The sequence below is a fragment of the Acetobacterium paludosum genome (genome assembly GCF_008086595.1).
GTDB lineage: Bacteria > Bacillota > Clostridia > Eubacteriales > Eubacteriaceae > Acetobacterium > Acetobacterium paludosum.
The window spans coordinates 1-11627 of record NZ_RXYA01000024.1 but is presented as its reverse complement, the minus strand read 5'-3'; the positions used below and the strand labels follow the sequence as shown (position 1 = coordinate 11627).

Annotated in this window: 13 protein-coding genes and 1 riboswitch; of the genes, 11 read left to right on the top strand and 2 right to left on the bottom strand. The window is 41.4% G+C overall.

The features are described from left to right. Positions 1–436 precede the first annotated feature (436 nt). Positions 437–712, top strand: coding sequence for a hypothetical protein (locus FZC41_RS16820; RefSeq protein ID WP_148568612.1), 276 nt, complete (start codon positions 437–439; stop codon positions 710–712). 7 nt (positions 713–719) lie between these two features. After that, positions 720–1178, top strand: a complete 459-nt coding sequence (locus FZC41_RS16815; protein ID WP_148568611.1) for an MGMT family protein — start codon at positions 720–722, stop codon at positions 1176–1178. A gap of 133 nt (positions 1179–1311) precedes the next feature. Here the strand turns inward: FZC41_RS16815 and FZC41_RS16810 are convergent, their stop codons facing one another. Beyond that, positions 1312–1518, bottom strand: coding sequence for a hypothetical protein (locus FZC41_RS16810; RefSeq protein ID WP_148568610.1), 207 nt, complete (start codon positions 1516–1518; stop codon positions 1312–1314). A 302-nt stretch (positions 1519–1820) separates the two neighbouring features. Here FZC41_RS16810 and FZC41_RS16805 point away from each other — a divergent pair, with 302 nt between their 5' ends. Further along, a complete protein-coding gene (locus tag FZC41_RS16805; protein WP_148568609.1) occupies positions 1821–2627 on the top strand; it encodes an EFR1 family ferrodoxin in 807 nt (268 codons plus the stop codon). A gap of 24 nt (positions 2628–2651) precedes the next feature. Here FZC41_RS16805 and FZC41_RS16800 read toward each other — a convergent pair whose 3' ends face one another. Then, entirely contained in the window at positions 2652–3635 is a 984-nt protein-coding gene (locus FZC41_RS16800) for a Fic family protein (protein ID WP_243136752.1), read from the bottom strand. A gap of 356 nt (positions 3636–3991) precedes the next feature. Between FZC41_RS16800 and FZC41_RS16795 the strand changes: the two genes are divergently transcribed. The 8 genes from FZC41_RS16795 (at position 3992) to FZC41_RS16760 (ending at position 11332) form a co-directional block, all read left to right on the top strand. Beyond that, positions 3992–4705 (top strand): TetR/AcrR family transcriptional regulator, encoded by a 714-nt coding sequence (locus tag FZC41_RS16795; protein ID WP_148568608.1) that lies wholly within the window; start codon positions 3992–3994, stop codon positions 4703–4705. Next, entirely contained in the window at positions 4698–5693 is a 996-nt protein-coding gene (locus tag FZC41_RS16790) for an alpha/beta fold hydrolase (protein WP_148568607.1), read from the top strand. Before FZC41_RS16795 ends, FZC41_RS16790 begins: the two co-directional genes overlap by 8 nt. Positions 5694–5837: 144 nt before the next feature. Beyond that, positions 5838–7103: a hypothetical protein gene (locus FZC41_RS16785; RefSeq protein ID WP_148568606.1), complete on the top strand. Its 1266-nt coding sequence runs from the start codon at positions 5838–5840 to the stop codon at positions 7101–7103. 209 nt (positions 7104–7312) lie between these two features. Next, the gene (locus FZC41_RS16780; protein ID WP_148568605.1) at positions 7313–7519 is read left to right on the top strand and encodes a helix-turn-helix transcriptional regulator; all 207 of its coding nucleotides are present in this window, start codon (positions 7313–7315) and stop codon (positions 7517–7519) included. Then, positions 7513–7929, top strand: a complete 417-nt coding sequence (locus FZC41_RS16775; protein ID WP_148568604.1) for a DUF2178 domain-containing protein — start codon at positions 7513–7515, stop codon at positions 7927–7929. Before FZC41_RS16780 ends, FZC41_RS16775 begins: the two co-directional genes overlap by 7 nt. Before the next feature lie 282 nt (positions 7930–8211). Continuing rightward, positions 8212–8790, top strand: coding sequence for a TetR/AcrR family transcriptional regulator (locus FZC41_RS16770; protein WP_148568603.1), 579 nt, complete (start codon positions 8212–8214; stop codon positions 8788–8790). Between the two features lie 14 nt (positions 8791–8804). Continuing rightward, positions 8805–9053, top strand: coding sequence for a zinc ribbon domain-containing protein (locus tag FZC41_RS16765; protein WP_148568602.1), 249 nt, complete (start codon positions 8805–8807; stop codon positions 9051–9053). 253 nt (positions 9054–9306) lie between these two features. Then, positions 9307–9388, top strand: a riboswitch (cyclic di-GMP riboswitch). A 12-nt stretch (positions 9389–9400) separates the two neighbouring features. After that, complete coding sequence (locus FZC41_RS16760) at positions 9401–11332, top strand: glycosyl hydrolase family 28-related protein (RefSeq protein ID WP_148568601.1); 1932 nt, start codon at positions 9401–9403, stop codon at positions 11330–11332. The last annotated feature ends 295 nt before the right edge of the window (positions 11333–11627 follow it).

Here is an 11627-nt window from a genome sequence, read left to right as displayed (position 1 = left end):
CATGACCGCTGATTTTTCTTGTTTTATTAAAAAAATCGTTATATTCAGAATAAATTTTAGTTTCTAAAAATAATTCACTCATATTTTCAGAAATCAGCCCCAAAACATGTCTTTTTCACTGGTCCCGGACGATTCTTTTGTGTGAATATTCCAATCAGATCGTGCACCCGGGGATGATTCAGAACACACCGTTCGTAAAAAGAGTGCAATGTTACCGGACATCTTGCAATTAATTAGTTAATATCAGGTTAATCCTGACCATGTGCCAGTCGAATCATATGTTCGCCATAGGTATCTGAGTCCATCGGAGCCTGTTTATTATAAAACAACTGGCATATATTGCTGATAAGCCTCACACTAGTAATAACGTCTGCCATTGATCATGATTTCAATGAGTTCTCTGATCTGATCAAGATCAATGATATTGTGGCAGAAATTGATTAAAGAAAACGCTTATGCAGAAGGGGCGGTTCTTTTGTGCCGATTCTATTTTTCTATCGGACTATTTGTCATTGCATTTGTCTGGATGGCCTTGTTTTTTATCGGATTGTTCCCGGGTTTTATTCCGTTCGCCTGGTTTCGACCAGAATATAAAGAATTCTGTTATTATGTGGTACCGGTATTTTCAGGTTTCTTTCTTTTGAAAAGCCTGTTGATGGAAAATGTCAAAGCCAGACTGAAAAATCAGTTTAAAAATAAAATAAAGGAGTAGTAGCGATATGGCTAAGAAATCTTTTAATGAAAAACTAAACGACAGCAAGGATCAACCTAAAATTATTGAGGTAACGGATGACAAAGCAGTGGCGCGCTTTGGCGGACCGAAGATGCTCATCGCCCCACCGCTGGCGTATGATGCTATCATGAAAAGAATCCCGGCGGGAAAACTGATGACCTCCGACCGGATCAGAAGTTATCTGGCCAAAGAACATCAGGCGGATTATACCTGTCCTCTGACGGCGGGAATCTTTATCAATATTGTGGCTGGGGCGTCGGAGGAAAGAGGCGTGGATGAAACACCTTACTGGCGCACCCTGAAGAAAGACGGGGAACTCAATGAAAAATATCCCGGCGGCATTGACGCTCAAAAAGCCCGGCTGGAAATGGAAGGGCATACCGTGATCCAAAAAGGGAAGCGTTATTTTGTCAAAGACTTTGCGGACAAACTGGCGGTGCTGTAAGTATTTAAATAACGATTTTGGAAGGTTATAACCGATGAAATGCAGTAACTGTTTAACAAATGAAGCCACGATCCATGTCCTCAATCAGGGTGATTTCTGTCACAACTGCCATCGGGTTGAGATGGATAAATTGCTAAACCCGCTTTGAATGAAAATAGGGTTGATCAAAACAAAAATCATCAGCTCTGATCCAGTTGGGGACCGCTATCTTAGCGAGCTGGAGCTGATGATCAATGATCGCAAAAATAATGGTCAGGTAATGGCGTTCAGCCTCGTCCAAAGCAGCAATTTTCAACGGCACCGTAAGGCTTTCCAGAAAGTCATGGTCTTTAGATGCCAAAGGCTCCAGTAGTTGGTTGATACTGGTATCCCCACATCGGGATAGTCGGCAGTTGAGTTTATCGCTCAGTGGATCGTAGGGACGGTTCTTTTGCTCTAAACGCGCATAACGTTTAAATTTAGATTGTTATGATATAAGATTATGAAGAAAAGAATCTGCAGAACGTATTGAAGTAAAACCTCGAAAAACGAGACGTAGCAGAGAACAGATTCGTAACGAGGTCTTAAAAATTTTAAGTACCAGTGATTATTTACAAAAAAACAAAGCAATCGTAATTGCTTAAATTAGAAACGGAGTAAACAATGAAATTTTCAACCTTTTATTTTAGTGGCACCGGCAACACCCGATGGGCAGTGGAAACTTTTAACGCCATCATCACCGCAAAAGGCCATCAGGCCGACCTGTTTTCCATCGACTTGGGAGAAAAGCTTACCGATGAGCGGATTCTGGAAATTGTTCAGGAGGCGGACTGCATCGGTCTGGGCACACCCATTTACGGCGGGGATCTGCCGCCGATTATGAAGGGCTTTATCGAGCGGCTGAGCAAAATTCTGGAACCCGTTCAGACCGAAAAGAAAGCCTTTGTGATCAACACGTTTGGCTATGTCAATGCGTTTGGCCCTAAAGAGATGAAAAAGCGGCTGACCGGTTCCGGTCTGGCGCTGAGTGCCTATGTCAATATTCAGCTGTGCAACAATGTCAACACGACCGCACCGGTTGACGTCGGGATGTTGAACAAACGCATGACCCAGGGGAAAGAAGAACTGACCGAGCTGGCGGACTGCCTATTGGCCGGCAAAAAGCAGATCAAAGGCCGCGGGCCCCAAACGCTGATCGGCGCCATGATCCGCAAGAAAACACCGGAGGCCGTGGCCAGACATTATCAGACCTTGGGCGTCCATTCGGAAACCTGTACCCGCTGCATGATCTGTGTCAACAATTGCCCGACTGGGAGCATCCAGTTTGATGAAGAGGAAGGGTTTACCTTTCTGCCGGGGTGTACAGCCTGTATGCGCTGTTACAACTTCTGTCCCACCGGTGCTATCACCATGGGTGGCGTCTATGCCGATCCCGATGAGGTTCCCCGCTATCAGGGGCCGGTGGAATAAGGGGTCGGAGGGGTCCCTTCATGCTTATTTCTTTATGCGGTACTTTTGTTTGCTGCTGTTGGGTTTGTCGGGTATGGTACGTTCGATTAAAGCGGCTTTCAAAGCGGGATTCAGATAATTCGCGCGAAACGTGGCGCGGTGGGACAAATTCAAACGCTGCATGAGTTCCGTTGCGGACAATGTTTCGTTGCCGATGCACGCAATAAGGCTTTTGACTTGGTCGGAAACTTGATCGGTGACTTGGTCGGTTGTACCAATCTCCTGTAGAGCATCGCGTATTGCCTGCAACATGAATTCGACCAAAACTGATGAATCAGCATTTTTGTCCGCCGTCCCCAGAACCTTGTAATATTCCTGCTGGCGTTCCTTGACCAGCGTTTCGATTGGCAGCCATGCTAAAATTTCTTTCCATCTGCTCAGCAGTAGCGTATGCCACATTCGCCCTGTTCTGCCGTTACCGTCAGCAAAAGGATGAATAAATTCAAATTCATAATGGAAGACGCAGCTTTTTATCAGTGGATGTACCGTCGAACTCTGATACCAATGGAATAATTGTCGGATTAGATCCGGTACCATATGCGCTGGCGGCGCCATATGAACAACGACCTCACCGTCAAAAACACCAACATCCCCCGTTCGGAAGCTTCCCGCTCCTTTCACTAGGTTTGACATCAACAGCTTGTGCGCTTTCAGCAGATCGCTTATCAAGAACGGATTCAATTCCAGCAATATTTCATAGGCTTCATATGCATTTTGCACTTCTTTTATTTCACCCGGGGCACCCAATATACGCTTGCCGTTAATAATGGCAGTTACCTGTTCAATGGTCAGCGTATTGTTTTCAATTGCCAGGGAAGCTTGAATTGTTTTGATTCGATTTTCACGCCGCAGCCGCGGATTAATGGGCACGTCCGAATGGAAGGTAACTTTGCCAATCAGCTCGCTGATCTCGGCTATCTGATTAATCATTTTATCTGTGATTGTAAATGGTGGGTTATATGGCTCCAAATCTGCACCTCGTTTTTCGTTTTCACTGATTTTATCCATATTATACCATATGAATAGGGCCGGATTCCATCATTACAAAGGGGTCGGAGGGACGGATGTTTTGTGCAGATTCCATTCGGTAGAACCTGAAAGACCCGTTCCTGTATGCTTAGTAAAACCTTGTTTTTCAAGTAAAAAATCGACGATATTGACCTGCTTGACACCATGCAGCTGGCGGCGCAGACCAATATTCACCAGATAATACGTTTCAAGCGATTTTAAATGTTGTTTACCCTTAACATCATATCGGTTAGCCTTATATAGACGGTAATCTTTAGATACGATAAAGATTTACAATAAGGATAAGCGATGCTATAATGACCGTGACCGATTCGGTCACGATGGGTGGCATTCTATTTAAAGGAATTAGGATTAATATGATATTTGAAAAACTTGAAAAGGAAAAACAGAATAAAATCATCAATGCTGCCAGCGAAGTATTTGCAAAATACGGTTATAAAAAAGCATCCATGAAAGATATCGCCGAGGCGGCCGGAATATCGAAAAGCGTGCTGTTCAAGTATGTCTCTAACAAAGAAAAGCTCTATTTGAAAATCTTTAGATTAGCATCGGACAGCATTATCGAAGCGGACGAAATTTCGTACGCCGAGGAAGGGAGCGACTCTGATATGTTTGCGTTGATGCGGCGAAACGCGAAGACCAGACTTTCTCTATTCAAGGAATATCCGTGGATTTACAAGTTCTCTTATACAGCAGCCTTCGATAACGATTGCTTTGTCAAGGAACTTGTCAGAATGGAGCTTGAAAATTATCGCAAGCCACAACTCAATACGAGGGAAATCCAATTAGGAAATAAAATCACAACGGACGGTATCGATGTTTATAAGGGATTAAGAGCGGATATTTCCCCGACGATCGCAAAGCAACTCATCCTCTGGGTTTCGCAGGGATATCTGGAAGAAAAACTATTTACAGACAAGATTGATCCAGACGGACTTGAAAAGGGCTTTGAGGAATGGATTGACATTCTGGAGATACTTCTTAAAGGGAGTAACAGAAGCTGTGATTGAAGAAACAGAAAGGCTGGTAAACAGAATGAATGACACGATTGAAACGAGAGAAATACCGAACGGTATTGAGAATGTGCCGGGGTTGAAGCATCATGATCTAAATGTGTGTGGTGGGCCAATGTCGGTCTATGAAGCAGGCGAAAAGGGAAGACCTATCGTCGTGCTGTTGCATGGTGCAATGTACGATGAATCACGATTTATCTGGGATCAGCTGTTTCCCTTTTTAAGCCGGGATTACCATGTATTCGCACTGGATTCGCCGCGACACGGAAAATCAAGGCCGTGGGAAGGTTATCTGGATCGTGCCAGGCTGATGGACATTCTGGACAATACATTTAATCGGTTGGGACTTGAAAACTTTAGTCTTGTAGGACTTTCCATGGGTGGCAGCCTCAGCATCGACTATACATCGCTACATCCGGATAAGGTCAAATCAATGGTTCTGTTCGAACCGGGCGGATTGACCGAAAAGGTCGATTCACAGTTTTTAGTATGGCTTTACATAAAGATACCGGGTATGCTGAGGATGCTCAACCGAAAGTATATTAAGAAAGACCATGCGGCGATCAGAAAATTGCTGGAATCTATTTATGTGGGCGGTTCAAAACCAACGGATCCGGACCGGTTGACTTCAATTCTCGAGGATGAGATAAAAGGTAGATATAAATATGGAGAAAATGACATGGACGACTGGCAGTTGAGCTGTATCGGACCTTTTCGACTAAAGTGGAACCTTCTTGATCGGATTCCGTTGATTAAATGTCCGACGCTGTGGCTAAGAGGAGCGGACAGTGTTCTGGTGAAGCAGTTTGAGATAGACAGAGCGGTAAAACTAGCTATCGATAGTGGCACAAAAGCCGAATTGGAAGTCGTTCAGAACGCAGGGCATATATTACCGCTCGAACGGCCTGAGCAGGCAAATGTGGCGGTAAAAGCATTTCTCGATAAAACTTATTTGATAGAACCCGAAAGAACCGTCTCTTCATGACCTTTGCGCCCTTCATATTCGCAAATTACCTTTTACGGGTGAATTTGAATGATTCAGTTGTAAAGCGTATAATAAAACAATAATTGGCTCGCTTTTATTGCAAACGCCATGCGTAAATTGTTAAAGATAAACAGGGGGATGACGTTGAATGACTTAACGGTACATGAAATGATGGAAGAACTTAAACATAAATACACAAAATTATGGTGGACCACGGACAAATGCTTTCCGGCTCTTGGTGCGGAAATTAGCCTGAATGAAAAAAAAGCACGGGAGAAAATGATGAATCAGTTTACTGATGCACTCTTTTCTCTGTTAAAACAATGCCCGAAGAATGAAGCACAGCGGGCTGATTGGAAAAAAAGGTTGTGGTCGATGATCAAGAATTTTGGACATCAATGGGGTTTTGATGAAGAGGCCGTTAATGAGGAGTTTGCAAAAGAACTGCCAAACATAACCCATACGTTTATTGCCAATGTTAATGCATTTAATCCGGATATGAAATTGGATAAAATGCTGCAGGCGCTCAGAAATGCCTGGATCATGAACCTGCTCCAGGTGCTCTTTAAGATCAAGGTCGAATATACCCCTTCAGTTTTTGCTTATAGCATGCTTTATCCCTATACCGATAATTATTTAGACGACATTAAAGTATCAGCTGAAGATAAGAATAAGATCAGTAAAAGATTCAGATTGAGATTAGAAGGTGAACAAATCGAACCCGTTAATGCCTACGAAGAGGCATTGTTCAATTTAGTTGGGATGATTGAAAATCAGTATTCCAGAGCAAATCATGACGAATTGTATGAAAGCCTTTTGTGTATTCATGATGCCCAATGTAACAGTTTGACACTGCATGATGAAATAATTTCACCTTACGAAAAAGATATTTTGGGAATGAGTGCGGATAAGGGTGGTGCTTCAGTATTGGCAGATGCCTATTTAGTTAACGGCAAGCTGTCGGATAGCCAGATGGATTTTTCATTTGCTTACGGGATGTTGCTTCAATTGTGTGATGATTTACAGGATGCCAAAGAAGATTTGAACAACGGACAGATGACGATTGTTTCAATGACCGTGGGGAAATGGCCCTTAGACAATATAACCAATGCTTTGTTTGATTTTTCCGATAAAATAATGGCGGATTCATACGCGAACCTTGATCCGGATGAATCAGATAAAATGAAAGCCTTCTTAAAGAAAAACCTGATGCTGTTGATTTTTGAGGCAGTTTCTCAAAACCAGGCATATTATAGTAAAGCGTATATTAAAACTATTGAAAAATATGTTCCCTTTAGAATGGCTTATACGCAAAAACTTTATAAAAAGCTGAAGAAAAAATATAAAAATTTCAGCAGCACCGAAGGGTATACCATTGACGATGTGCTATTAATGGCGTCTGAAATTTGAGAGTAAGATCAGAGGGACAGTTCTTTTGTGCAGATGCTATTCGTTAGCACCCGAAAGAACCGTCCCTTCATGTTATATCGTACTGGATTCAATTGAAGATGAGATGTATACGATGCAAATATGGAAAGTTAGCTTGACATAAATCGCTAATGATGATATCTTAGTTATGGAAAGTTAACTTTCCGTTATTTTGATAGTGAGGTAATACTTTGAAAAACAAGCTGGAAGAAATACGTAGGCAACGGGGCATAAAACAGGAAGAACTAGCAACTGCGTTGGAGGTATCGAGGCAAACGATTGGCTCTCTTGAAAATGGTCGATATAACCCATCGATCCTATTAGCCTTTAAAATCGCTCTCTTTTTTGATATGACAATTGAAGAAATATTTATTTATGAGGAGGAAAAACCATGTTAAAAAAACGATCATTTTATGTTGTTATGCTGATTATTGGTATGTGTTGCATTGGTGCAAGCTTCTTTTTTAATGATGCTAATGCGAAGCCCATCGCCGGCAGCTTAATCGGAATCGGTGCTGGTCTTATTGGGATGAGCATTGCAAATCTGATCACAAAGCATATGGAACGTAAAAATCCCGCCCTTGAAAAGCAGTCCCAAATCGATTATAACGATGAACGAAACATCACAATTCGTAATCGGGCAAAGGCTGAAGCTGGGGACATCACGCAGTGGTTGATTATGGGTATCGCCTATATTACCATCCTTATATCTGCACCTTTATGGGTCACTCTGGCGGTGGTGATCGTGTTTCTTATTTACCATTTTGTTGGTCTTTATTTAATAAACAAATATCAAAAAGAAATGTAAAATTCGTGGCATTGAGGGTTATCAGATTTGCCGGTCAAGCTCTGTCAGGTATGGTACGTTCGATTAAAGCGGAGGGACAGTTTTACTGTGCCGGTTCCATTCGTAATAACAAGAACCGTCCCTTCCTGCTAAAGCAATAAAATAAAAGAATAAGTGAGTATGATGCATAACCTGTATTGAGGTCAATCATAGCCACTTATTTTTTTTTGTAAAAATATTCTTGACATAATGGTCATTGCTTTGTATAATAAGTAAAAAGTCACTGAGTGCGGAGTCAACGAAATGAAAACAAAACGTCAGGTACAAAAAGAAGCGACCCGGTTGCATATCCTGGAAACGGCTTATCAGATCTATGCAGAAGAGGGTTTTAGTGCCACAACCAATCAAATAGCCAAAGCCGCGAGTGTATCTCATGGAACCATTTTTGTTCACTTTCCAACGGTTGAAAATCTTATTGTTTGTCTGCTTGACGATTTTAACGCTGAAATCAATGGGCAGTTACATGGTCTATCGGAAAAAAACGAGCAGTTAGAAACCTTTTTAGAAGCACATATTAACGTTCTAATCCGATATGAAGCTTTTTATAAACGACTTATTTCCGAAGTTAATAGTTTGCCTCAAGAAGCAAAGTTTGTCTTCATAAATATGCAATCAATTGTATCGTTCCATTTTAATCAGGTGATCGAGCGTTGTAAAAACGAAAAGACAGTCAAAGAAATACCGATGCATATAATTTTCAACAGTTGGTTAGGCCTGGTACACTATTATCTTACCAACAGCTATCTTTTTACAGAAGGTTCGGTATTAACTGAATATAAAGAAGAATTAATTTGTAATTTTATAAAATTAATTGAAAAATGAACGGAGGTAAAAGAATGAAAAACTGTATAGCATGTGGGATGCCGATGAAGAAAGAAAGCGATTTTGCAATGGGAGACCCCCAAAAGGACTATTGTGTTTATTGTGCAAGGCCTGATGGGTCGATGCAATCCTTTGAAGAGAAAAAACAGGGCCTGATTAATTTTACGATCAAGACTCAAGGGCTGGAAAAAAGTGTAGCTGAAAAAGCAGTAGCGAACATGATGAGCAAATTGCCGGCATGGCAGGAATATTTTAAGAAATAGAGAAACGAGATAGAATAAAAGAATCGCCTTAATTCTAACTGAGAAAGAGCCAAACGGTTGCTCTTTCTCAGTTTTTTTGATAAGGAAGGCGTCAGTATCAAAGAGCCGATATTATCATAAATATTACAAATGTATTACAAATGTATTGAAAATGTATTGACTATTCGTAACGAATATGCTAAATTGATAAAGTGAATTTGAAAAACACAATATTATAATAAACTAATTATATTGATAATGTTGAAATAGCTTTTCACGACAAAGGCAAACCAACTGAAAAGTTGGGACGCAAAGCTAAGGGCCCTTCAAGAAAATAAGGGTAGCCGGCTATCGAAAGGAGTGCTATTGTGAAATTGAATGATGGATTTAATGTGAAAAAAATTAGTGTAAGCATTATAGAAATAATGTTAATGCTAATAGCAATTTTTTCCACTAGTGTTTTTGCTGCCGAAGTAAAGACGGATGCTACTGATACCGTTGGGGTTACTTATCTAACCCATATTCAGGATGAAGGCTGGGCTCAAGGCTGGATGTCTGATGGAGCGCTTTCCGGATCGGAAGGAAAGAGTTTGCGTTTGGAGGCAATTAAGATTGGGTTGACGGGAAATGTACCTGCTGGCATGGGGATTGAATATCGAACCCATATTCAGAATTTCGGTTGGGAGCAGGCGTGGACTTCAAACGGTGGGCTTTCTGGAACGGAGGGCCAAAGTCTGAGATTGGAAGCAATCCAGATCAGATTGACAGGAGAAAAAGCCGCGGAGTATACGGTGAAATATCGAACTCATATTCAAAATGAAGGTTGGACTCAGCGATGGGTATCCGATGGAGCAGTTTCCGGTACTGAAGGAAAAAGCCTTCGGTTAGAAGCAATCGAAATTGTGATTGAAAAAAAATCGGCTGTGGTAGTAACGGTACCGCCAACGGTAACAGAATCTGGTCAGCAGATAAACGTCAAAGACTATGGCGCCAAAGGCGATGGTGTTACGGATGATACGACTGCCATTCAAAAAGCCATTGATTATGCCGGTACCAACAATGTCACCGTTTTGATACCGGAATCAGAAAAAAGCTATTTGCTTACCAATCAATTATCGCTTAAGAATAATACCCATATCAGTGGCTACGGTGCGACACTGTTTATGGCTCCCCAAGCAAATATCATAAAAAATATACTGTATTCTGATCCTGATAATTATATTTCCAATATCTCAATTTCAGGCTTGACATTAAAATCACAAAATACAATTACGGGGACTGATTACTATGCCAACAGCATGGTAAGTAATGTACAGGGAATGTTTCTGCAAGGCATCAGCAATCTGACCATTAAAGATGTTTCCATGGATAATATGTACGTGGGATTGAAAATGGGTTCGCAATCCAACGAGCTAAGAAATAAAGGTGTTCAGATCAGTAATTTAAAGATTGACGACTCCGGAATGCCAATCCAAATAGCCGGTACGAATGACTTGACCATGATTGACAGTGTATTAAATTCAAGCGATGGCGGCACCAAGTGGCTGCATTCGGCGTATATCCGTGGGAATAACAGCAATTTTTCATTTAAAAATGTTGCTTTTAACAATGCTTCAGGCGGAGGAATAACAGTTGGCGGTGATCCCCGATATGAAACGGCACCGGAAAATATGACGTTTGAAAATTGTACAGCTAAGAATAATACGATTGGCGTTATTATTAATGAGGGCGCTAAAGATATTTCGATTACAGGGCTGGCTATAGAAGGCAGCAGTCTGGCTTTTAAAATCAACGATGTTTCTAATGTCAAGATTGATCATGTCGCCGTCAGTGGTTCAAACCCGACGACCCGGGATCAAGGTGCTTTTGTCTTAGGCGATATTAACCAGTCATCCCTGTCGAATATTTCAATTGATGCCAGCGGCATGGCCGGTTATTTGTTCTCTTTTTCAGGCAATACAACAGATTTGGGAATTTCTCATGTCAATGTTGTTAACCTTGATAATATTCCATTAATTGATGTCAGCAGCGAGACCACAACTAAAAATCTGATTGTGGAAGAGTCAAGTTTTGTCTATCGTAATATAGCTTCAACCGGTATTAGTTTTAGAGGTGCTGGGTCGGATGCAATGATTAGAAATAATACGTTTACAAATACCGGCAGCGCCTATTCATTCTTAATGAATAATGTTCAAGGTACAAGTATTCAAGCAACTGACAATCATTACTCGGGGTTTACCAGTTTAAATTACAATAAGGACTACTCAATCGTCAGTAATAATTTACAGGGGATAGTGTGAAGGGCCTGAAACCAACTGATAAACTAGTTGGTAATTTGAATTAGAGCCAGTAAAAAATTACCAGGACTAATCAAATCAATTTTATTGATTGAAGCGAGACTGAAAAATAAATTTTAGCAAATGAGAAAAAACGCCCAGATTAAAATAAATTTAATCTGGGCGTTTTTTTAAGTGCGCCCGGCATGGACGCAATCTAACGGGTGAAAGTCCCGAGTACAGGTAGGTAGTGCCAAGTGCATAGCTTAAGGCAAGGGTGTCCCCGGCGACGGGGAATCTGAAGGAAGCCGGCGGCAAA